Source organism: Wenzhouxiangella indolica (assembly GCF_042310355.1).
In the GTDB taxonomy this organism is placed as follows: domain Bacteria; phylum Pseudomonadota; class Gammaproteobacteria; order Xanthomonadales; family Wenzhouxiangellaceae; genus Wenzhouxiangella.
Window position 1 is genome coordinate 25,685 of record NZ_JBHJMR010000017.1, and the last position, 21,308, is coordinate 46,992.

The 21,308-nt window shown below is 68.0% G+C and carries 17 protein-coding genes; 9 read left to right on the forward strand and 8 right to left on the reverse strand.

From position 1 onward, the window contains the following. Positions 1–20: 20 nt before the first annotated feature. Positions 21–3,275 (reverse strand): SNF2-related protein, encoded by a 3,255-nt coding sequence (locus ACDC67_RS14085; RefSeq protein ID WP_376694145.1) that lies wholly within the window; start codon positions 3,273–3,275, stop codon positions 21–23. A 309-nt stretch (positions 3,276–3,584) separates the two neighbouring features. Here ACDC67_RS14085 and ACDC67_RS14090 point away from each other — a divergent pair, with 309 nt between their 5' ends. After that, positions 3,585–3,794 (forward strand): hypothetical protein, encoded by a 210-nt coding sequence (locus tag ACDC67_RS14090; RefSeq protein WP_376694146.1) that lies wholly within the window; start codon positions 3,585–3,587, stop codon positions 3,792–3,794. Here ACDC67_RS14090 and ACDC67_RS14095 read toward each other — a convergent pair. The 3 genes from ACDC67_RS14095 to ACDC67_RS14105 are packed head-to-tail and all read right to left on the reverse strand — an operon-like array spanning position 3,775 to position 8,605. Next, positions 3,775–5,340: an FGGY-family carbohydrate kinase gene (locus tag ACDC67_RS14095; protein ID WP_376694148.1), complete on the reverse strand. Its 1,566-nt coding sequence runs from the start codon at positions 5,338–5,340 to the stop codon at positions 3,775–3,777. The genes ACDC67_RS14090 and ACDC67_RS14095 overlap by 20 nt on opposite strands. Positions 5,341–5,342: 2 nt before the next feature. After that, entirely contained in the window at positions 5,343–6,971 is a 1,629-nt protein-coding gene (locus ACDC67_RS14100; protein WP_376694150.1) for a glycerol-3-phosphate dehydrogenase/oxidase, read from the reverse strand. Continuing rightward, positions 6,968–8,605, reverse strand: a complete 1,638-nt coding sequence (locus ACDC67_RS14105; RefSeq protein WP_376694152.1) for an FAD-binding oxidoreductase — start codon at positions 8,603–8,605, stop codon at positions 6,968–6,970. Before ACDC67_RS14105 ends, ACDC67_RS14100 begins: the two co-directional genes overlap by 4 nt. A 1,031-nt stretch (positions 8,606–9,636) precedes the next feature. On the opposite strand from ACDC67_RS14105, the gene ACDC67_RS14110 reads away from it, so the two are divergent. Further along, positions 9,637–10,527: an NAD-dependent protein deacetylase gene (locus ACDC67_RS14110; RefSeq protein ID WP_376694154.1), complete on the forward strand. Its 891-nt coding sequence runs from the start codon at positions 9,637–9,639 to the stop codon at positions 10,525–10,527. Here ACDC67_RS14110 and ACDC67_RS14115 read toward each other — a convergent pair. Together ACDC67_RS14115 and dusB are read right to left on the reverse strand one after the other, a co-directional pair. Beyond that, on the reverse strand, positions 10,499–11,827 hold the full coding sequence (locus ACDC67_RS14115) for an amidohydrolase family protein (protein WP_376694156.1): 1,329 nt from the start codon (positions 11,825–11,827) through the stop codon (positions 10,499–10,501). The genes ACDC67_RS14110 and ACDC67_RS14115 overlap by 29 nt on opposite strands. A 72-nt stretch (positions 11,828–11,899) precedes the next feature. Continuing rightward, entirely contained in the window at positions 11,900–12,937 is a 1,038-nt protein-coding gene (gene dusB / locus ACDC67_RS14120; protein WP_376694158.1) for a tRNA dihydrouridine synthase DusB, read from the reverse strand. Between the two features lie 65 nt (positions 12,938–13,002). Between dusB and ACDC67_RS14125 the strand changes: the two genes are divergently transcribed. Continuing rightward, positions 13,003–13,416, forward strand: coding sequence for a PilZ domain-containing protein (locus tag ACDC67_RS14125; protein WP_376694160.1), 414 nt, complete (start codon positions 13,003–13,005; stop codon positions 13,414–13,416). On the opposite strand, the gene yihA is transcribed toward ACDC67_RS14125, so the two are convergent. Next, the gene (gene yihA / locus ACDC67_RS14130; RefSeq protein ID WP_459117376.1) at positions 13,377–14,018 is read right to left on the reverse strand and encodes a ribosome biogenesis GTP-binding protein YihA/YsxC; all 642 of its coding nucleotides are present in this window, start codon (positions 14,016–14,018) and stop codon (positions 13,377–13,379) included. The genes ACDC67_RS14125 and yihA overlap by 40 nt on opposite strands. A 79-nt stretch (positions 14,019–14,097) precedes the next feature. On the opposite strand from yihA, the gene ACDC67_RS14135 reads away from it, so the two are divergent. The 3 genes from ACDC67_RS14135 (at position 14,098) to ACDC67_RS14145 (ending at position 16,327) form a co-directional block, all read left to right on the forward strand. Further along, on the forward strand, positions 14,098–14,721 hold the full coding sequence (locus ACDC67_RS14135) for a c-type cytochrome (protein WP_376694161.1): 624 nt from the start codon (positions 14,098–14,100) through the stop codon (positions 14,719–14,721). Between the two features lie 86 nt (positions 14,722–14,807). After that, positions 14,808–15,506, forward strand: a complete 699-nt coding sequence (locus ACDC67_RS14140) for a thiol:disulfide interchange protein DsbA/DsbL (RefSeq protein ID WP_376694162.1) — start codon at positions 14,808–14,810, stop codon at positions 15,504–15,506. A gap of 5 nt (positions 15,507–15,511) precedes the next feature. After that, on the forward strand, positions 15,512–16,327 hold the full coding sequence (locus tag ACDC67_RS14145; protein WP_376694163.1) for an endonuclease/exonuclease/phosphatase family protein: 816 nt from the start codon (positions 15,512–15,514) through the stop codon (positions 16,325–16,327). On the opposite strand, the gene ACDC67_RS14150 is transcribed toward ACDC67_RS14145, so the two are convergent. After that, complete coding sequence (locus ACDC67_RS14150; RefSeq protein WP_376694164.1) at positions 16,271–17,059, reverse strand: sulfite exporter TauE/SafE family protein; 789 nt, start codon at positions 17,057–17,059, stop codon at positions 16,271–16,273. The two genes, ACDC67_RS14145 and ACDC67_RS14150, sit on opposite strands and share 57 nt — an antisense overlap. Between ACDC67_RS14150 and ACDC67_RS14155 the strand changes: the two genes are divergently transcribed. Genes ACDC67_RS14155 through ACDC67_RS14165 form a run of 3 tightly spaced genes read left to right on the forward strand, consistent with a single transcriptional unit; the run spans position 17,052 to position 21,285 of the window. After that, entirely contained in the window at positions 17,052–19,049 is a 1,998-nt protein-coding gene (locus tag ACDC67_RS14155; RefSeq protein ID WP_376694165.1) for a transglycosylase SLT domain-containing protein, read from the forward strand. The genes ACDC67_RS14150 and ACDC67_RS14155 overlap by 8 nt on opposite strands. Before the next feature lie 39 nt (positions 19,050–19,088). Beyond that, positions 19,089–20,045 carry a complex I NDUFA9 subunit family protein gene (locus ACDC67_RS14160; protein ID WP_376694166.1) on the forward strand — a complete coding sequence of 319 codons (957 nt, stop codon included), beginning with the start codon at positions 19,089–19,091 and terminating at the stop codon, positions 20,043–20,045. Positions 20,046–20,070: 25 nt separating this feature from the next. Next, positions 20,071–21,285, forward strand: coding sequence for a multifunctional CCA addition/repair protein (locus ACDC67_RS14165; RefSeq protein WP_376694187.1), 1,215 nt, complete (start codon positions 20,071–20,073; stop codon positions 21,283–21,285). The last annotated feature ends 23 nt before the right edge of the window (positions 21,286–21,308 follow it).

The following is a 21,308-nucleotide window of genomic DNA, read 5'->3' on the forward strand; positions in this document are numbered from 1 at the left end:
CGTCAAGACGTTACAAAGCACTAGGCAGGCACTCCGACGATACCGGCAATGATGCGCTCGTCGATCGGCCGCTGGGCCGGAAACTCGCGGCTGAACTCCTCGAGCATGTGGTCGAGGAGCTGGTCCTCGGCCTCGATCACGGCCCGGCGAATGTCTTTCAGAAGCAGCGGTTTGTTGCGCCCACCCTCGGTGAGCTTTTCGTACCAGACCGGCCGTATCAGGTCGAGCCAGCGCGCGGCGACTTCTTCCCAGTCGGGCTGGTGGCTGGCGCGCGGCTCGTCGAGCATGGTCACCAGGGCGTGGAGAATATCGACCGCCGCCTGGTCCTGGCGGGTGCCGGCATTCTCCAGCCACACGCCGATCACGGCGCGCATTTCCTCCAGGGCACGCCGCTTGCGGCGCGAAAGCAGGCTGCGCTCACCAGCGGCAAGGCGGTCGAGAAAATGACCCAGCATGCGCTCGGCCGCGGGCGTGATCGTCTCCAGGTCGACGGTTTCCGGCCCCAGGCGTCGGCGCAGCAGCGCAGCGACCGATTCGAGGTCGCTGACCGGATCGCTGTCTTCGCCGTCGAAGGCGATCCAGCGCGGAATGCCGGTCGAGTCGGAGGTGCAGAAAAATGCCCAGGGTGTATCGGCCACGACCGCGCCGATGACCGAACGGGCTGATTCACTCATGTCTCGCCAGGCGTTGAGCCAATCGGCCTCGATCAGCGGCCGCTCGCCCTCGACCAGGGTGCGCACCGGTCCAAAGGCATCTTCGAGGCCGTCCCATTCGCCGGCCAGGGTCTCGAAGTCGGCAATGGCCTGCTCGGCACTGAGCGCGGGCGAACTGGCGCGCACTTCCTCGGGCAACGGCATGTTGGAACCGAGCAGGTTGTCGACGGTCTCGTAACGCTCGATGAAGCGCTCGTCGCTTTGCAGTGCGAACGCCGGGTCATCGGCCGGCCACCATGCCTCGATCCAGCGGTGCGGACTGTCGAGGCGGTCGACGCGCCCGACGCGCTGCTCGGCGATACGCACCACGCTGGGCATGTCGAGGTGGACGACGACCTGCGAGCGCTGCAGGTTCACCCCCTCGGAGACGCTGTCCGAGCACAGGCCGACCGCCCGGCCCGGCTCGTCGCTGGCCGGCGCGAAACGCTTGAGCAGGCCGCTGCGCTGGGACTGCGCATCGCCGGTGGCCACCATCACGTCCAGATCCGCATCGATCTCGTGCAGGTAGTGGCGGATCACCGCCAGCGTGATCGGCCGGGTGTCGAAGGCCAGTACGTGCTCGAAACGTCGACTGAGCTCGGCCAGGTGCGCGGCCTTGGTCCGCTCGCGCGCGTCCGAGATCTGCCCGGCCAGCTCGGCGATGCGCTCGAGCAAGGCCCGGTCTTGCTCGCAAGCCTGTCGGTGGGCGTCGGCATCGGCCAGCCACTCGGGGAGTTCGATCGACAGGCCGCTGTTCGGTGGCTGGCCGCCGATGCGGCCGACGCCGGCGATCAGATTGCCGCCGCCGGAGCGGCCCAGATTCTCGATATCGCAGACCTCGCCAGCCGCTTCACTGCCCTGCAGATGTTCGATCAGGGCCGCGCGCGAAGAGCGCAGCGACTGCATGATCATGTACTGCGACAGCTTGGTGGCCGCGCGCAGCCGCCCGGCCAGGAAACGCTCCTCGCTCACGCCGCGGCGGGCGAGGCTGTGCGGCAGCACGATCTTCTTGCGAAAGTGCAGCACCCCCTTGAGTTGCCCGGACAGCTCGCGAATCTCCTCGGCGACACGGCAATCGGACTTCGGCTCGTGCAAACGATAGATGCGGGCACGATGCTCGGGAAAGCGGCACGGGCGGCCGGCGGCGTCGCGATAGGCCTCGGGCTCGCGCTCGATCAGCTCGTTGAGCATGCGCTTGGTGCGCCGGACGGTGAACTTGGCGATCTCGCGCCTGAGCTGCGCGATTTCCTCGGCGGTCAGCGAGCGGGTGATCGAGCGCACACCGAGCATGCGTTCGAAAGCCGCCACGGTGGAGGCGTCGAGGTTGTCGGCACCGAGCATGTCGGCGATGCGCAGCAGGTCCTGGGCGCTGCGATTGATCGGCGTGGCCGTGAACAGCATCACGTGGTCGGCCATGTTGCGCAGAAGCTGCTGGGTGCGGTTGGAGGCGACGTTGAGAAAATTGTGCCCCTCGTCGACGCCGAGCAGCTGGGCCCGGCGCAGGTTGGCCAGCACGTTGTCACGGTTGCCCGAGCGGGCGTGGCTGAGCGCGCCGTGCGAGTAGACGTCGACCTGGACCTGCGCCTTCGCGCTTTCGTCGCGCCAGTTGTCGACGACCGAGGGCGGGCAGATCAGCAGCGCCTTGCCCTGCCGCAGGCGGCTGGCGGCCAGGATCTCCTGCATCTTCGCGCCCATCAGGTGCATGCCCGCCCGGGTCTTGCCCGAGCCAGTGGCGTCGGCAACCAGCACGCTGCCGCGTTCTTTCAGGATGTAGAGCGCCTGGGCGATGCCCTGGCGCTGCGAGGGCCACAACCTCGCGTCCTCGGCCAGGTAGCGTTCGCGCAGGTAGCGCCCGGCCCAGTCGCCTTCGAGCAGCTCGAGCGCGGCCCGGGCCAGGGCGTCACGCCAGCCCACCACCTGCAGCAGGGCCTCGAGCAGCTCGATCAGACGCTGGTTGAAGTCGCGGCCCAGCTCCCAGATCTGCTCGGCGATCTGCACCGTCTCGTCGAAGCGACGGCGCTCTTCACCCCGCCGCCCGGCCTCGAAGCGGGTATTGGCCTCGAGCTGGTGATGGAAGCCGGAACGGGTAAAGTTGCTCGATCCCAGCGAGGCGGCGGCATCGGCGACAAAGATCTTGGCGTGCAGTCGCCAGGCCGAGCGGGCGACGTAGCGGGCGCGCAAGCGCCCGGATCGAAGGCGATCCAGGCAGGTGAGCACGCGCGAGGACAGCAGAACTGAAAATCCGCGATCGAGCCAGTATTCCTTCATCGCCCTGGGCAGATCGTAATCGCCCACCGCCCAGGTCGTTCCGCCCGTGTCGTAGGGCTCCGAGCCGAAAACCACGCGAACGTCGCTTTCGGCTTCGGCCTCGGCAACGAACTCCACCAGGCGGTCGAGCCCGGCATATCCGGTAACGATCAGGGGCCGCTTCGAGGCCTTCAGGTCGGCCAGCACGACATCGGCCACCGCCGCGTCGTCGCGGTTGAGCGGAAAGCGCCCGGCCGCCGGCCAGTCGCCCGACAGCGGCGCGGCGCCGCGTGCGGCGGTGAACAGATCGAGCGTATCGCGGTCTCGTTTGGTCATCGGCCCGGCGGCATCCGTGCTCAGCGGCGACAGGAGAGGCAAGTGCTGTCAATTCTACGCAGTGGTCACGATGCCATGTGTTCGGCTCGAACCATCAGCTGGCCCGAGGTGCGCATCGGACCCGTCGCTCGGGCGGATTTGAATCCTCGAAGAGCGATTGGATAGACTTCATCTCTCACCGGGGCGAATGCGGAGAAGGACAGTATGTTGCGTAATAGAACAAAGGCGCTGGCAACGCGATGGGCACGACATGCAAGCAGGGACTCGCGCCCCTTGCTGTGGTCCGGAATCCTCGCCGCAAACGGCCTTGTGTTCCTGGCGCTGTCCGCCCTTCCGGCCGTATCGAGTCCGGTGCTGGCCATGCTCGCCTTCTTGGTGTTGGGCCTGGCAGCGTGCCAGTTCGAACGGGCCGGTTTCATCGAACTGCTGAGGGATACCGGGACCGGAGAGAAGGAAGGCAACGAACCGGGCGGATCATCGGATCGGTGGGGCTCGACGATCAGTCCGGATAGCCGGTGATATCGCGAATATCGCGGTAGAGCGGTTTCAAACGCTTGTAGAGCCGACGATAGACTCGGCGGTAGAGTTTTTCGTAGATGACGTGGTTGATCTCGTCGGGCTCGACGCGGTGGCCCACGCGCGTCATTTCCCGGGTGGCCACGCGCACGCTCGGGTACCAGCCCAGGGCGTAGGCGGCCAGCACGGCCGCGCCCAGTCCGGACGTCTCGACCGTGTGCGGGCGTTCGACCGGGCAGTTGAAGATATCGGCGGTGAGCTGCATGACCGTCTCCGAGCGCGCGCCGCCGCCGCAGACCCGTAGCACCTGCAGTCGTCGGCTGGAACGGCGCTCGATGCGCTCGGCGCCCTCGCGCAGGGCATAGGAGATGCCTTCGAGTAACGCCCGGTAGAGATGGGCGCGGGTGTGCACGTCGCCGAAGCCGATGATCGCGCCTTTCGCCTCGGGCCCGGAATCGACGTCGTGGCCCCAGTAGGGCTGCAGCATCAGGCCCAGCGAGCCCGGAGCGACCTCGTCGACCAGTTCGTCGAGCAGGGACTCGGCGGTCACACCCGTCGCCTCGGCGCGCTGACGCTCTTCGAGCCCGAACTGCTCCTTGAACCAGCGCACCATCCAGAACCCCCGGGGCACGGCGGACTCGACCATGAAGTATCCGTGTCGTGCCGCCGGGAAGGCGGGCATCGGTGGCCGCGCTTCGAAGTAGCGCGCGCTGTGGACGCTGATGGTCGAGCGCGTGCCGAAACTGATGCAGCCGTAATTGCGATCGCTGATGCCCGCCCCGACCAGGTCGCAGGCCTTGTCCGCGCCGGCGGCGATCACGGGTAGGCCGGCGTTCAGGCCCAGGTGCCCGGCGGCCGATTGCGTGAGTTCGCCGAGCGGGTCGCCCGGGTTGACCAGCTCCGGAAGCTGCTCGCGGCGAAGCGACAGCGCGGGCCAGCGCCAGTTGCCGGGGCCGGCCCAGCAGCGGCCGCGGTAGTTGAAGGGCAGGTAGCCGACCTGGCTGCCCACCGAATCGACGAGCTTGCCGGTCAGCCTGAGATTGAGAAAGCCCGAAACACCGACGAACGCGGCCGTCTTCTTCCAGGTTTCGGGCTCATTAGCCGCCAGCCAGTTGCATTCGGCATTCTCGCGCAGGTGCTTGAGGGCCCGGGCGCGACCGCCCAGGGCGCTCAGAACGCGCCAGCGCAGGGGCATCTTCGGGAGACGATCGATGTCGACGCGGCGGCGGTCGGTCCAGAGGATGGCCGGGCGCAGCGGGCGCCCGTCGGCGTCGAGGCAGATCTGCGTGCCGCGCTGGGTGGTGACCGCCACGGCCGCGACCCGGGCCGGATCGTGGCCGTCTTCCCAAAGCGCGCGGCAGGCGCGGCCAACCTCGTTCCAGTACAGTTCGGGGTCCTGTTCGGCCCGGCCCGGCGCATCGGAAAACCAGGGCTCGATCTCGATCTTGTGCCGGCCGGCGAGTTCACCGCGGGCGTCGAACAGCAGCGCACGAATGCTTTGCGTGCCGTTGTCGACGGCGAGAATCAATGGCTGGTCATCGTCGCTCATGTTCACTCTCCTGGGTGGTGCGCTCCGGGCAGCGCGTAGTGGCGGGCGTGAATGGCCTGGTAGCGCTGCCACTCGGCCTGCCAGCGTAACGCGTCCCAGCCGAGATCGCGTCGACACAGTGTTTCGACGGCCTCGGCCAGATCCGCGCCGCCGCGCGCCAGCAACAGCCCCACGCGGCTGCGACGCAGCAGCAAGTCGTCGAGATGGACCACGGCCTCGCGCCGGGCGGAAAACGCCAGTTCGGCCCAGAGCGTGTCGGTACCGGGAACCGGTTCGAGCTCATCCGGCACGGCCTCGGCCAGCAGGCGCGCGGCCGCGGCCCCGAAGCAGCCGACCAGGCGTCGCGGCTGCTCGTTGTCGAAGCGCAGGCCGGTCAGATGCAACGGCGGGTGCGAAAGCACGGGCTGGTCGTGCGCCGGGGAAAATTCGCGGCCGATCATGCGAGCAGCGCGCCGGAGCACGTCGATGGCCATCAGCCGGAAAGTGGTCAGTTTGCCGCCGGTGACCGTGACCAGGCCGTTCTCGACCAGGACGAGGTGGTCGCGGCTGGCCTTCGACGGGGCGACGCGGGCGGGGTCGTCACCGGCGCCGGCGACGATCGGGCGAATACCGGACCAACTGGATATGACGTCGGCTTCAACGATGCCGCCGGCCGGAAACTGCGCATCCACCGCCTCGAGCAGGTAGTTCAGCTCCTCGCGCGCAATGCCGGGTTCGTCGTCGAGATCGCCGTCGTAATCGATGTCGGTGGTGCCGACCACGGTGCGCCCGGCCCATGGATAGAGGTAGACAAAGCGCCCGTCGCGCGGGTGTCGGCAAGCCAGGGCCTGGAACACCGGCAGGCGCCAGGCCGGCACGACCAGGTGCGAACCCTTGAGCGGGCGAAGGCGCGGCGCGCCGCCGACAGACTGTCGCAGTCGATCGGCCCAGGCGCCGGTGGCGTTGACCACGCAGCGGGCCTTGAGGCTGAAACGGCGGCCTTCGACCTCGTCGACCAGCTCGACGCCGTCGACCGTGTCACCCGATTGCTCGAGGGCTTCGACGCGCAGGTAGTTGACGGCCTGTGCCCCGTCGCGGCGGGCCTCACTGAGCAGGCGCATGACCAGGCGGGCGTCGTCGGTAACCGCGTCGACGTAGCCGACCGCGCCCTGCAGGCCGGTCTCGTCGAGCCCCGGCAGCAGCCAGGCGGTCTCATTGGCCGAATGAAAACGGTGCCGGCTCCTGCCGGCGAAGCGGTCGTAGCACCAAAGCAGCGCGCTGAACACGCGCCGGCCCGGAAACTGTCCCTTGCGAACCGGGTAGAGGAAGGGCAGTTCCTCGACCAGGCCCGGTGCCTCGCGCAGCAGGCGCTCGCGCTCGGCCACCGCCTCACGGGTCAGGCGAAAGTCACCCTGGGTGAGATAGCGCAGGCCTCCGTGGATCATGCGCGCCGAGCGGCTGGACGTGCCCCAGGCGAAGTCGCGCTGCTCGACCAGCAAGACCCGCCAGCCCTGCCGCGCGGCCTCGCGCAGCACGCCCGCGCCGGTGATGCCGCCGCCGATGACGACCAGGTCCCAGGGCTCGTCGTCGCCGGCGAGGCGATCGAGCACGGCCGCGCGCGATCCGGGCTGCCAGCCGTCGGGGCGCTTCATGGTTCGTCCTGCGGCAGCAATACGCCGGGGTTCATCCGGCCGTCCGGGTCGAATCGACCGAACACGGTGGCCAGCGCCGACAGGCCCAGCTCACCCTTTTCGGCCTTCAGGTACGGTGCATGGTCGCGCCCCACGCCGTGCTGGTGGCTGATGGTGCCGCCCCAGTCCACAACGGCCTGGCTGGCAACGGCCTTGATCCTGCGCCAGCGTTCGAGGGTGGTGTCGTAGTCCTCGCCGACGCGGAAGAGATAGCTGGTGTAGGCGCTCGAGCCCTGGCGGTAGACGTGCGACAGGTGGGTGAAGACATGCACCGGCTCGTCGCGATTGGCACCGCCATTATCATCGCAAGCGGCGAGCGCCTTGCCGACGCGCGCTTCGACGTCGCGGATGTAGCCGTCGACGCGCGACCAGTCCAGCGCGGTCTCGAAGGTATCGACCGCGTAGCCGAGTTTCCACAAGGCCTCGCGCAGGTAGGGATAGCGGAAGCGCCCGTGCGCCCACTTGCGGCCGAGTTTGCCCGCCATGGGCGCGGCCGCGCCGTAGCGCTTGAGGATGGCGCGCGACTGGCGCCGGGCCTCGCCGACGGCAACGTGATCACCGGTGTAGCCGAGCGTGAGCATGCACTTGTCCGCGCCGATGCCGCGCAGGCGCAGCCAGCGTTCGAACCAGCCGAGCTGGCCCTCGTCGACGGCAAGCCGCAGGCCGGTGAAGGTCTCGGCCGGGTTGGCCAGGCGCAGCATCGACAAGTCGATGCGCCGGCGGGCCAGCTCGCGGGCGCATTCGAAGGCGCGCGTCCAGTCCGGCAGGAAGAGCGTCTCGAAGATTTCGTCGTCGGGCAGCGGACTGACGCGCACCCGCACCTCGGTGATCACGCCCAGGCGACCCTCGGAGCCGAGCACCAGTTCGCGAAGATCCGGGCCGGCGGCCGAGGCCGGAAAGGTCGGCAGGTCGAGCGGCCCGGCCGGCGTCTCCACGCGCCCGCCGGCAAACAACTGCTCGATGCGCCCGTAGCGAATCGACTGCTGGCCGCTGGAACGACTGGCCACCCAGCCGCCGAGGGTCGACAGCTCCCAGGACTGCGGGAAGTGACCCAGGGTGTAGCCGCGGGCGCGCAGCTGGGCCTCGACTTCCGGCCCGCGTGCACCGGCACCGAAGCTGGCCACGCCGCTGACCTCGTCGAGATCGAGCAGGCGGTTCATCTTCGTCAGGGCCAGGGTGACGATCGGCCGCTTCGACCGCGCCGGCGTGATGTGCCCGGCCACCGAAGTACCGCCGCCGTAGGGAATGACGATGAAATCATGCTCGACTGCCAGCCGCAGCAGCTCGCGAACCTGCTCGCCGCTTTCGGGCCGCGCCACCGCATCGGGAAAGACGCCGATCTCCCCGGAGCGCAGGGCCAGCCAGTCCGGCAGGCTCTGGCCGCGGGCGTGGCGCACACGCGTCTCCGCGTCGAACTCCAGCAGGGCGTGGTCGATGCCAGCCAGGCGCGATCGAGGAACACGCGCGACCACGTCGGCGAGCTTTGCGTCGACCAGGGGCGCCGAAGGACCCAGCAGTTCGACCAGCAACGACTTCGCCGAGGTCGGCAGGGCCATCTCGACCGACGCCTCACCCCAGCCGTTCCAGCGGCGCATGTGGTTCTCCCTGGTTCGCAGGGTTTTACGTTAGCAGATTCGGGTTGATGGGCTTCTTGGTGTTTTGGTGCGGCAGCCGAGAGGTTGGCGGGGCGGCTGCGCCGCGTGCGTCGCGGTCGTATCTGTGGCGGACGACATATTGGGTGCCGGTCTTGTTCGGGGGGCGCGCTTCGGGCTGCTGGTCTTGGAGGGGCTTGCGACACCGGGCGGTGTGGGGCCTCGACACGTCAAAATCTGTTTCGCCCGGGCCCGCTTCGCGGGGTCTTGCGGCGACTCACTTTTGTCATTCGCGACAAAAGTAAGCAAAAGCGCTTTTCAAAGTCAAAGTCCAACGCTCGGTTACCTCAGGAGCATTGCGACTGTGGGGGCTGTCCCCTTCGGTGAGCGGGCTTCGCGACAGCCCGGCTGGTCGCGTGGTGCCCTGGATCGTTTCCGAAAGTGGCCCGGGGAGGAATCCTGGGCTTGCGCTCCGGATTGACCCCCGCGCGCTGAGCGCGCGCCATCTGCGCGGCTGCGGAGAATCGTAGGATGCGTGGAGCGAAGCGCAACGCATCGGCCGATGCGTTACGGCCCTACGGGCCTCCACGCATCCTACGCGCCTGGATCAAGCCCCCGCGCGCGTAGCGCGCCACCTTCGAAGCCGAACCGTTCTCGTGCGGGCTTCGCCCCATTCACGCTAGCGCCACCGGATCCTCCGACCGAGTCTTCGCGAAGCCCGCCCACCGAAGGGGCCAGCCCCCTCCCGGTTCCAGTCCTGAAACCCCGGATCGTGGGACTTTGACTTTGAAAAGCGCTTTTTCGTGCCTTTTTTCGCTTTGGAAAAAAGGTACTCGCCGAAAGCGCCTGCGAAGCAGGCCGGGCGAAACGCCTTTGACTTGTCGAGGCCCGCACCGCGACCGGCGGGCGCCAACCCACCCCCCGGCGTGCCCCAACCCACCCAAGGCCCGCGGGGCGTGAAGCGCCCGGATTGGGATCCGGAAGCGGGGTTTCCTTCGCGCGACCACCATCTCCGGGATGGTAATCTCAAACCCATGCCAGCCTCCATCCGCATCCCCGAAATGCGCCCCGGCAAACCCGTCGCCGTGCCCGCCGGCGATGTCGAGCGGCTGGCCGATTTCATCGCCGCGCACAAGCGCCTGCTGGTCCTGACCGGAGCGGGCGTTTCCACACGTTCGGGCATCCCGGCCTACCGCGACGGCAGCGGGCGCTGGTTGCAGCGCCGGCCCATCCTCTACCAGGATTTCCTGCGCTGCGAACAGACCCGGCGTCGCTACTGGGCACGCAGCTTCTTCGGCTGGCCCGTCATGGCCGGCGCCAGCGTCAACCCTGCTCACCAGGCCCTGGTCGAACTCGAGCGGCGCGGCGGCCTGGCGACGCTGGTCACGCAGAACGTGGACGGCCTGCACCGTCGCGCCGGGCAGCGGCACCTGGTCGAACTGCATGGCCGGCTCGATCGGGTCCATTGTCTCGACTGCGGCAACGTTGGCGCACGTGCAGCGCTGCAGGATCGCCTGAGCGATCTCAATCGCGACTGGCGCGCCGAGGTTTACGGCATCAATGCCGACGGTGACGCGCGACTCGACGATGACGACTGGCCCGGCTTCCGGGTGGCCGATTGCCCATCCTGCGGCGGAGTGCTCAAGCCGCAGGTGGTCTTTTTCGGCGAAACCGTGCCGCCGGAAACCCGCGCCGCCGTCGATAACGCGATTGCAGCCGCCACCGGCCTGCTGATCATTGGCAGCTCGCTGGTCGTGGGCTCGGCCTACCGGCTGGTGCGCGACGCCGCGGCGCGGGGTTTGCCGGTCGCGGCGGTCAACCGGGGGCGTACGCGCGCCGACGACCTGTTGCGCTTCAAGGTCGAGCTGGGCTGCGAGACGGCCCTGGCGGCCGCGGTCAGCGGTATTGCTGCCCGTGCCGGATGACGATGTCGACGTCGCGCAGCAGGCTGATGTAGCGCAGCACATCGCCTCTGACGGCGATGATGTCGGCGAACTTGCCGGCTTCGATCGTGCCCACCTCGTCGAGCACGCCCATCATGCGCGCCGGCCAGTAGGTCGCCGCACGAATGGTGTCCATGGCATCGACGTCCATGTGGTTGACCCAGACGTCGAGTTCACTCCAGGTCGACTGGCTGTGAAACTTCATCGGGATGCCCGAATCGGTGCCGATCAGCAGGGTCACGCCTGATTCCCGCAACTGCTGGAACTTGCGACCCAGCGTGGGCTTGCGCTGCGGCGTGAGCTGGAAGTAGGGCAGTCTTTCCGGGTGACGGATGGACTGCTCGATGTCGGAGACAATGTCGTCGGGCAGGCCGCGCTTCCACGACGGGTCGTCGAGGTGTTCGTCGAACTCGCGTACGTAGGTGTAGTTGAACAGGCCTTCGACCGTCGGCGTCCAGTACAGCGGGCCGAGGTTCATTTGCGCGGTGCGCTCGCGCAGCGCGGCGATCACTTCCGGTGGATACTCCGGGGCGGTGGACAGCCCGGTGTGCTCGAAGTTGTCCACGCCGGCCTCGAGCCCGCGCAGGATCTCCTCGGGACGGTGGGCGTGGGCGACCACCGGCAGTTGGTGCTTGTGCGCCTCGTCGACGACCGCCCTGTACTCGGCCTCGGTCATCTGGTCCTGGTCAATGAGCTTGATTACGTCGACGCCGGCCTCGGCCAGGCGGCGTACCTTGGCCCGGGCGTCGCGCTCGCCGTCCACGCCCCAGCGGTAGTGGTCGGTGCCGGGATAGGGCGCCTTCTGGATGAAGGGGCCGGAAACATACATCGTCGGCCCCGGGATTTCGCCTTCTTCGATGGCCGCGCGGATGGCCAGGCTGTCTTCCAGGGGGGCGCCCAGGTCGCGGGCGGAGGTCACGCCTGCCATCAGCAACTGCAGCGCGGAAGCGGGCATCACGTCTTCGCGCAGCCGGTCGGTGTAGGTCGCGCGCCAGTGTTCGTAGTCGGCGTGACCGTTGAGCATCAGGTGGACGTGCATGTCCCACAGGCCCGGCAGGACGCTCATGCCCTCGGTCGATATCACGCGGTAGTCGTCGGGAACGGCCAGTTCGCCGACGGTTCCGACGGCCTCGATGCGCTCGCCGTCGATCAGGATGACGCTGTCGAAGGACGGCGGCGCGCCGTTGCCGTCGATCAGCGTACCGCCGACGAGGGCGAGCTTCTCGGCATGAACGGAGCCGGCTGCAAGCAGTGCGGCGAGGACAAGCAGTAGAAAGCGCATGATCGGGGATCCCTCGAGGCAGAGGACCCGAGCATAGGATACCGGGCCGGGCTTGTCACACGCAGCCAGACTTCAGGCTGCAGTCGACAGCACCGCGTTCGAGTCCTCGGCCAGCGCGTCGAAGTAGGCGCGCGTGAGCGCGACCTGCTCGCTGGCGCTTTCCGCCCGGTTGACCACGCGTCGGAACCCGGCGTTTTCGGGGCGATCCTTTGCGTACCAGCCCAGGTGCTTGCGCGCGATGCGAACGCCCCGATGCTCCCCGTAGAAATCGTGCAGGGCCGCGAGATGGCCGAGAAGGATGTCGCGCACTTCCCCGATCGGCTTTTCCGGCAGTTTCTCGCCGGTGGTTAGAAAGTGGTCGATCTCACCGAAGATCCAGGGACGGCCCTGGGCGGCGCGGCCGATCAGGAGTCCGGCGGCCCCGGTGTAATCAAGCACGTCGCGCGCCTTTTCCGGCGAGTCGATGTCGCCGTTGGCCCAGACCGGCAGGGCGCAGCGGGAGACGATTTCGGCGATCGTGTCGTATTCGGCCCGGCCCTGGTACTTCTGATCGCGCGTTCGACCGTGCACTGCCAGGGCGACGATGCCGGATTCCTCCGCGATGCGGGCAACGGTGGGGCCGTTGCGATGCGCGCTGTCCCAGCCCGTGCGAATCTTGAGGGTGACGGGGACGTCCACGGCCGCCACCACGGCCTCGAGGATGCGCCCGACCAGCGCTTCATCGCGCATCAGGGCCGAGCCGGCCCAGGCCTTGCAGACCTTCTTGGCCGGGCAGCCCATGTTGATGTCGATGATCTCGGCGCCGTGCTCGACGTTGTGGCGGGCCGCTTCGGCCATGCGTTCCGGTACCGTGCCGGCGATCTGCACGCTCACCGGGCCCGGCTCGCCGCCGTGATCCATTCGCTCGCGCGACTTGAGGGTGTGCCACAGCGACGGATCGGAGCTGGTCATCTCGGAAGTGGCCAGGCCGGCGCCGAGACGACGGCAAAGCAGCCGGAACGGCTTGTCGGTCACGCCGGCCATGGGCGCGAGGCCGAGTGCCGGCGTGATGCGGTGACCGCCGATCGGCAGACCGTCGCCGGTCGTCGCTGTTGGATCAGTGGAAGTCATGGTTCATTGTAGGATGCATGATTGATTCATTTCATCTACCGTCTCAGCCCGGGTGCGCCGCAAGCATGAGTCCTGAACAAGAACGACGCCGCTTCCATCGCTTTCCCTTTCACGCCGATTGCGAGCTGTTGACCGACGAAGGCGACGCCCGCGACTGCGAGCTGCTCGACCTTTCCATCAACGGTGCGCTGGTGGCGCTGGCCCGCCCTGCGGGCTTCGACTCGGCGCGCCATGGCGACCTGACGCTGAAGCTGCGCGGCCTGGTCAACGGCGACCGAACCGAGATCTCCGCCCGTGTGCAGGCCGTGCGTGTCGAGGAAGGGCGAATCGCCTGCCGCTTCGTCGAGGTCGATGCCGGCAGCTTCGAGAACCTCAAGGAACTGGTGGCCGAGAACCTCGGCGACCTGTCGATGCTCGATCGAGAGTTGACTCAGCTCGACTACTGGCCCGGGCTTGCGGTTTCCCCGGTCTCGGATTGACCGGCCCCGTCCAGCAGCCAGTCGGCCATTACCGCCTCCAGCTCCTCCAGTCCCTGCCCCGTAACGGCGGAGAAGAGTTGCACGCCGACGGTCTCGTCGACCGCTTTTCGCACGCTCATGAGCGCTTCGTTCTGCTTGCCCCGGCCCAGCTTGTCCGCCTTGGTCAGCACCAGGTGCATTGGCAGGCCCTGCGCGGCGGCCCAGTTGGCCAGGTCCACGTCGCCGGGCTTGAGCGGGTGCCGCAGGTCCATGACGATCACCAGCCCGGACAGGGCCTGGCGACTCTCGAGGTAGCCCTGGATCAGCCCTTTCCAGTGCTTCTTGAGGTCGCCGCCGACGCGTGCGAAGCCGTAGCCGGGCAGGTCGACGAGATGACGGGTTTCGTCGAGCTGAAAGAACACGAGCTGGCGGGTTCGGCCGGGTGTGCGGCTGGTTCGCGCCAGCGACTTCTGGCGGCACAGGCGGTTGAGCAGGCTGGACTTGCCGGCGTTGGATCGACCGGCGATGGCGACTTCGGCGCCTTCATCGGGCGGCAGCTGCGAGCGATTATGCACGCTGATGAGGTATTCGGCCCGGTGGAGCAGGGTCTGGATGGGTTTCATGAGAGCAACACGGCTGGCACAGCGAGGGCTGAAAGGCCATAATATCAGGTTCAGACTTCCAATCAGGAGAAGGATCCAAATGGCTCGATTCTTGGTGATGCTGTTGGCATCGGCGCCGCTGCTGGCCCAGGCGCAGCTCGTGGGCGACCCCGAGGCCGGCGAGGAGAAGGCGGCCGTGTGTTCGTCCTGCCACGGCATGGACGGCAATTCACAGGTCACGACCTGGCCCAAGCTGGCCGCGCAGCATGCCGGTTACGCGACGCGCCAGTCGATCCTCATTCGTGAGCAGGAGCGCAACGTACCGGAGATGTACCCGATCGTCGCCGATATGAGCGACCAGGATCTGGCCGACATCTCCGCCTATTACGAGGAACAGTCGCTTGAACCGGGCGTGGCCGACGAAGAACTCGTCGAGCAGGGTCAAGCCCTCTATCAGGCGGGTAACGCCGAATCGGGCGTACCGGCCTGCGGGGCCTGTCACGGTCCGTCGGGCAGCGGCATCCCCGGGGCCCACTACCCGCGCCTGGGTGGCCAGCACGCCGACTACACCGTCAAGCGGCTCAACGACTACAGAAACGGCGTCACCAACGGCGAGGACGATCCCTACAGCAAGATCATGGCGGCGGTCGCCGAGAACATGACGGACGAGGAAATCGAGGCCGTCAGTTCCTATATCGAAGGGTTGCACACGGCGCGCTGGTAAGCTCATGGATTGGCAGTAGTTGGAACTCGCCGGTTCCCGGCGGGTCTGACAGGGCCATACAACCAAGACAATTCGCGGAGTACGCAATGCGCAAGATTCTGATGTTGACGGCAGGCGCCAGCCTGCTGCTCGCCGGGGCCCTGCAGGCCCAGACCTTCGAAGAGGGCCGGCACTACCAGGAAGTCGGCAGCCCGATTACCGCGCCCGATGACCGCGTTGTGGTCACAGACGGCTTCGGCTACCCCTGCCCGGCCTGCCGCCGCTTTCTGCCCCACCTGAGCAATTGGGAAGAAGGGCTGCCCGACTATGTCGAGGTCGATCATCTGCCCGTGGCGCTGCAGCCCGGATGGGATCTGTTCGCTCGCGCTTACTACACCGCGGAAGTCATGGGTATTGCCGACGAGACCCACGATGCCATGTTCGAGGCCCTGCACGACGAGCGGCGCCAGTTCAGGAGTTTCGAGGACATCGCCGATTTCTACGCCGACCACGGGGTCGAGGCGGAGACCTTCATCAATACCTCGCAGTCCTTCGCGGTTGATGCGCGCATGCGCCAGAACCGCAACGATGTCCGCACTTTCGGTATTCGCGGTACTCCCTCGGTCATCGTCCAGGGAAAGTGGCGCGTGAGCCCCAACGGTTTCAGCGGCTACGACGAGATGCTCGAGGTCGTCGACTACCTCGTCGAGCGTGAGGCCGAGGCGCTGGGTCTGGGTTCCGAAAGCGAAGCGGGCGGCGACGACGAGGAAGCGGCGGCCGAGACGGCTGACAGCGCCACCAGCTGATCGACGTGGGCGGGCCCCGTCGCCAGCTCAAGCTGCTGAGCTACAACATCCAGGCCGGCACCTCGACCGGCCGCTACCGCGAGTACGTCACGCGCAGCTGGCGCCAGGTTCTGCCCAACAATCAGCGCGTCGCCAATCTCGACGCCATTGCCGAACTGGTGCGCGAGTACGACATCGTCGCGCTGCAGGAAGTCGACTGCGGCAGTTTGCGCTCAGGCTTTCTCAACCAGGCCAAGTACCTGGCCACGCACGCCCAGTTTCCCTGGTGGAGCCACCAGGGAAACCGCAAGGTCGGCATCGTCGCTCACGCCGGCAACGGCCTGCTCAGCCGGATCGAACCCAGCGACATCGAGGAACACCGCCTGCCGGGAGCCATTCCGGGTCGCGGCGCCATGGTGATCCGCTTCGGCGAGGGTGAGCGCGCGCTGTGGCTGGTCGTGCTGCACCTCGCGCTCGGCCGGCGGGCGCGAGCGCAGCAACTCGACTACGTCGCATCGCTGGTTCGCGCCTATCCCCACGTGGTGGTCATGGGTGACTTCAACAGTGGGCCGGGCTCGCGTGAAGTGCGCAGCTTCTGCGACCAGGCCGGCCTGGTTCGCCCCGGTGAGCCGGTGCTGACCTTTCCCGCCTGGCAGCCGCAGCGCGCCATCGATCACATCCTGGTGTCGCCGAACATGCGGGTGAGCGAACTGCGCGCCCTGCCGGTGACGTTTTCCGATCACCAGCCGCTGTCGATGGCCGTCGATCTGGGCGACGACGTGCAGCTACCAGGCCATACGCACGGCGACCGCTATCAGCACACCACCGAATACTCGTCGTAATCCAGCCGCCGGCAAGCGATGTGCCAGCGCCACCCCCAGCGGTGCGGCGATCATGCCGCCGAGGCCGATGACCAGCATGCCGGGTAGCCAGACATGGCCCAGCAAGTGATCGGGGCCCGGCCCGCTCGGAATTCGCAGGACAAACACCGCCGACCCGGCCAGGGCGATGGGCCAGCCGCAAGCCGAGGCGTTGGCCACCGCCTGAACCATGCGGTAGCCGTTGCGGGCGAGGTAGGGCACGTTGAAGCTGCCGCCGCCGATGCCGACCAGCGCGGAGGCCGCTCCGATCAGCGGGCCGGCCAGCCACCAAAGTCGCGGAAAGGCCGGACGGGATGCGGCTTGCGCCGCCGGGCCGGCGAAGATCATGCGCAGGCCGAGGAAAACGGCGATGAGCGCGAACACGCGGGCCAGGGTGTGGCCGGGGACGAGCGTCGCCATCAGGGCACCGGCGGCCGCGCCCGCGGCCACGCCGCTGCCCAGACGGGCGATCGTCGGCCAGTGCATCGCGCCCCTGCGGCCGTGGAACCAGATCGAGCTTGCAGCGGTCATCAACATGGTAGCCAGCGACGTGGCGATGGCCACGGGCACGGCCACGCTCTCGTCGACCTGGTCGAGGATCAGAATGGCCGTCAGTCCGGGCACGATCACCAGCCCGCCGCCGATCCCCAGCAGCCCGGCCAGAACGCCGGCCACCAGGCCGATCAGGAGCAGCAGGGCGACGGATATGAGCATTTGTCAGAATGCCGGGGTGGATGCAGGATGGCTGGAATACTGGAGCGTTGAGGCGATGAAAGCAAGACTGATTCTTGTGATTCTGGCGGTGCTGGGGTGCTCGGCCGCGGCTGGGGCGGATCGTGATCGTGAACGCGAGCTGTTCCGGGAGGGCTGGCAGGCGGCCCAGCGTGGCGACCAGGCCGGCATCGTTCAGGCCGTCGCCGCTTTGCCGGACTACCCGCTCACGCCTTACCTTCAGTTCGAACTGTTCCGGCAGCGCATTGACCAGGTGCCGCCGGAGGTGATGACGCAGTTTCTGGCGCGCTATCGCGACTGGTCCTTCCATCCGCAACTGAAGCGAACCTGGTTGCGCAGCCTGGGGGACCAGGGGGACTTCGATCGATTGCTGACCCACGCCGGCGACCATTCGGACGTGGTGGTGCGCTGTCACGTCGCGCGCGCAAGAATCCGCCGCGGTGAGACCGACGGCCTCCAGGACTGGGTCCGCGATCTCTGGCTGGCCGGACGCTCGCAGCCCGATGCCTGCAACGAGGCCTTCGGCTGGTGGCGCCGGCAGGGCAACCCGGACGCCGACACCGCCTGGCGCCGCTTCCGCCTGGCGCTGGATGCCGGTGAATCGGGTCTCGCCCGCTATCTCAAGCGCTACCTTCCGCCCGACGAGAGACCGTGGGCCGACCGCTGGCTGGCCATGGCGCAGCGTTCGCACGCGACCCTGCGCCAGGCGCGCCAGTGGCGCGACATCGACTACGCTCGACTGATCGTTTCCTGGGGGCTCGAACGCCTGGCGCGCAGCGACTGGGAAGCCGCCGACGGCTACTGGCGGAGCCTGTCACGAAACTTCTCCTGGCCCGAATCCGAGGCTGCCGCCATCGCGCGCGAGATCGCCCTGTTCCGCGCCGTCGCGCTCGAGCCGGACGCGGTGGCGGCCATCGATGCGCTGCCGGCGTCGGCGCGGGACGGGCAGCTGCTGGCCTGGCGCGCCAGGGCGGCCATGGCGAGGGGGGACTGGGCCGAGGTCCTGGCGAGCATCGAATCGATGCCCCTGCGCGCCCAGGCCGAGTCGCGCTGGCGCTACTGGCGCGGTCGGGCGCTGGGCGAACTCAATCGTCCCGAAGCCATGCTCGCGTTCACGACGCTCAGCGCCGAAGCCGATTACTACGGCTTTCTGGCCGCCGGTCATCTCGACCAGCCGCTGAGCCTTTGCGAGACCCCGCTGCAAGCCGACGACGCCATCCAGCGCCGCCTCCTGCGCGACGCCGAGTTCGAGCGCGTCCTCGAGCTGTTCGAGGTCGGTCTGCCCTGGCATGCGCGCAGCACCTGGCGCCATCTTTCCGCGCGACTGATCGACCGGGAAATCGAGCAGGCCGCCCTGGTCGCCGCCGGCCGCGGCTGGCACCACCTGTCGATCACGGCGCTCAACCAGGCCGGGCGCCGCCAGGCCTACCCCTGGCGCTTTCCCATGGCGGCGAAGGGTACGGTGCTGGCCGAAGCGCGTCGCTACGGCGTCGACCCGGCCCTGGCCTACGGCCTGATGCGGGCCGAATCGGCGATGCAGCCCGACGCCCGGTCGCCGGCCGGCGCACTCGGTCTGCTGCAGCTCATGCCCGGCACCGCCGGTGCCGTGGCGCGGCGCAACAGCCTGCGCTATGACGGCGCGTCGTCGCTGACCGACCCGGCGATCAACGTGCCCCTGGGCATCGCCCACCTGGCCGAACTCCATCGCGATTTCGGCGGCAACTGGGTGCGCGTGGCGGCCGCCTACAACGCCGGGGCCAATGCCGTCAAACGCTGGCTCGACGAGCGGCCCGACACGCCGCCGGATGTCTGGATCGAGACCATGCCCTTCTACGAGACCCGAGACTACGTGCCGCGGGTCCTGGCCTTCGCCACCATCTACGAGTGGCAACTGGAACGCCAGCCGCAGTTGCTGACCGGGCAGATCATCCCGGGTGCCGGTCCGGCCGCGGGATTCGCCTGCCCGCCGTGACCGGTAGAATGGACGCTGGTTCCTGAGTCTGGAGAAAACATGAGGGTTTTGATACTCGGTGGTTCGGGTTTCGTCGGCTCCCACCTGACGCGGCGCCTGGCGCGCGAGGGGCACCGGGTCACCGTCGCCACCCGCTACGCGCCCGGCTGCAAGCACCTGTGGGTGATTCCGCAGGCCACCATTCGTCAGTTCGACCCCTTCGACGCGGATCGACTGGTCGAGGAACTGCGCGGACACGATGTCGCGATCAATCTCGTCGGCATCCTCAACGAGCGCGTTTTCGGCGGCAAGGGGTTTGCCCGCGTGCACGTCGAGCTGGTCGAGCGGGTCATCGACGCCTGCGTCGAGGCCGGCGTGCCGCGCCTGGTCCAGATGAGCTCGATCAATGCCGGGCGGGGTGAAAGCCACTACCTGCGAACCCGCGGCGAGGGTGAAGCGCGAGTTCGCGCCGCCGATCGCGACGGGCGCGTGGCCGGCACGATCCTGCGTCCTTCGACGATCTTCGGGCGCGAAGACAGTTTCCTCAATCGCTTTGCCACGCTGCTTCGGCTCTCGCCCGTTCTGCCGCTGGCCCGGCCCGGCGCGAAGTTCGCGCCGGTGTTCATCGACGACGTGGTCGAAGCATTCATGCGCGTGCTCGAGGACGAGGAAACCGCCGGGCAGACCTACGAGCTGTGCGGCTCGGAAGCCTGGCGTCTCATCGACTTGGTGCGCTGGCTGCGCGACCAGCTCGAGCTCCGGCGCCTGGTCGTCGGCCTGCCCGACGTGCTGGGTCGCTTGCAGGGCCTGGCCTTCGATTTCGTTCCCGGCAAGCCCTTCTCCAGCGATAACTTCAAGTCGCTCAAGCTCGACAGCGTGTGCCAGAACAATGGTTTCGAGGCGCTTGGTATTCGCCCCTGGGGCCTGGACGAACGCGCCGTGGCCTGGCTGACGCCGATCGACAAGCAGGCGCGCTACCAGCAGTTCCGTCGCCAGGCCCGGCGTGAGCGAACCTGATGCCGGCAAGGATCCGACCCGCGGCCTGAAGGTCTACCGGGTCGGCGGCGTGGTACGCGACCGCCTGCTCGGGCGTGTGGCTTCGGATGCCGACCACGTGGTGGTCGGTGCAACACCGGAAGGCATGCGCGAGCGCGGTTTCCGCCCGGTCGGCCGCGATTTTCCGGTCTTTCTCCATCCCGACACCAACGAGGAGTACGCGCTGGCGCGGACCGAGCGCAAGGCCGGCCGCGGCTACCACGGCTTTATCTTTCATACCGGGCCGGAGGTGACCCTGGAGGACGACCTCGAGCGGCGCGACCTGACCGTCAACGCCATGGCCGAGGACGCTGAGGGTCGGATCGTCGATCCATTCGGCGGACGGTGCGACCTCGAGCGACGCATGCTCCGGCATGTTTCGCCGGCCTTCCGCGAAGACCCGGTGCGCATTCTCCGCCTGGCGCGCTTTTATGCGCGTTTCCCGCAGTTCCGGGTGGCCGAAGAGACCTTCGAGCTCTGCCGCGAGATGGTCGTCGACGGCGAGGTCGACCACCTGGTGGCCGAGCGCGTCTGGCAGGAACTGTCTTCGGCGCTGATGGAGGCGCGCCCGTCGCGTTGTTTCGAGCTGCTGCATGCCACCGGTGCGCTGGGCGTGATCCTGCCGGAGCTGGAGCGGCTGTTCGGTGTGGAGCAAGTGGCCGAGCACCACCCCGAGATCGATGCCGGCGTTCACACCCTGATGGTCGTCGACCAGGCGGCGCGCCTGGGCGGAACGCTGCCGGCGCGATTCGCGGCGCTGGTCCACGACCTGGGCAAGGGCCTTACGCCGCCGGAGGAACTGCCGCGGCACGTCGGCCACGAGAAGGCCGGGCTGGCGCCGATTCGCGACGTGTGCGAGCGCCTTCGTGTGAGCGTCGACTGTCGCGACCTGGCCCTGCTCGTGGGTGAGCACCACCTGGTCGCCCACCGCGCGCTCGAACTGAAACCCGCGACGATCGTGCGCTTGTTCGAGCGCCTCGACGCGTTCCGGCGACCGGCGCGACTCGAGCCGTTCCTGCTGGCCTGCGAGGCCGACCGCAGGGGACGCGCGGGGCGAGAGGACGAGCCCTACCCCCAGGCCGACTTCCTGCGGCGGGCCCATGCCGAAGCCTCGGCCGTCGAGGCGCGCCCGTTCGTCGAGCGCGGCCTGCGAGGTCCGGCGATTGCCGACGCCGTGCACGCCGAGCGCGTGCGATGCGTGGCGCGCCTGTCACGAAAGTGAAGTTTTCGTCAATCCGGTGGCAC

Coding starts and splice junctions, on each gene's coding strand:
- ACDC67_RS14085 (WP_376694145.1), bottom strand. CDS start 3,275: ATGACCAAACGAGACCGCGATACGCTCGATCTGTTCACCGCCGCACGC.
- ACDC67_RS14095 (WP_376694148.1), bottom strand. CDS start 5,340: ATGAGCGACGATGACCAGCCATTGATTCTCGCCGTCGACAACGGCACG.
- ACDC67_RS14100 (WP_376694150.1), bottom strand. CDS start 6,971: ATGAAGCGCCCCGACGGCTGGCAGCCCGGATCGCGCGCGGCCGTGCTC.
- ACDC67_RS14105 (WP_376694152.1), bottom strand. CDS start 8,605: ATGCGCCGCTGGAACGGCTGGGGTGAGGCGTCGGTCGAGATGGCCCTG.
- ACDC67_RS14110 (WP_376694154.1), top strand. CDS start 9,637: ATGCCAGCCTCCATCCGCATCCCCGAAATGCGCCCCGGCAAACCCGTC.
- ACDC67_RS14115 (WP_376694156.1), bottom strand. CDS start 11,827: ATGCGCTTTCTACTGCTTGTCCTCGCCGCACTGCTTGCAGCCGGCTCC.
- dusB (WP_376694158.1), bottom strand. CDS start 12,937: ATGACTTCCACTGATCCAACAGCGACGACCGGCGACGGTCTGCCGATC.
- ACDC67_RS14125 (WP_376694160.1), top strand. CDS start 13,003: ATGAGTCCTGAACAAGAACGACGCCGCTTCCATCGCTTTCCCTTTCAC.
- yihA (WP_459117376.1), bottom strand. CDS start 14,018: ATGAAACCCATCCAGACCCTGCTCCACCGGGCCGAATACCTCATCAGC.
- ACDC67_RS14135 (WP_376694161.1), top strand. CDS start 14,098: ATGGCTCGATTCTTGGTGATGCTGTTGGCATCGGCGCCGCTGCTGGCC.
- ACDC67_RS14140 (WP_376694162.1), top strand. CDS start 14,808: ATGCGCAAGATTCTGATGTTGACGGCAGGCGCCAGCCTGCTGCTCGCC.
- ACDC67_RS14155 (WP_376694165.1), top strand. CDS start 17,052: ATGAGCATTTGTCAGAATGCCGGGGTGGATGCAGGATGGCTGGAATAC.
- ACDC67_RS14150 (WP_376694164.1), bottom strand. CDS start 17,059: ATGCTCATATCCGTCGCCCTGCTGCTCCTGATCGGCCTGGTGGCCGGC.
- ACDC67_RS14160 (WP_376694166.1), top strand. CDS start 19,089: ATGAGGGTTTTGATACTCGGTGGTTCGGGTTTCGTCGGCTCCCACCTG.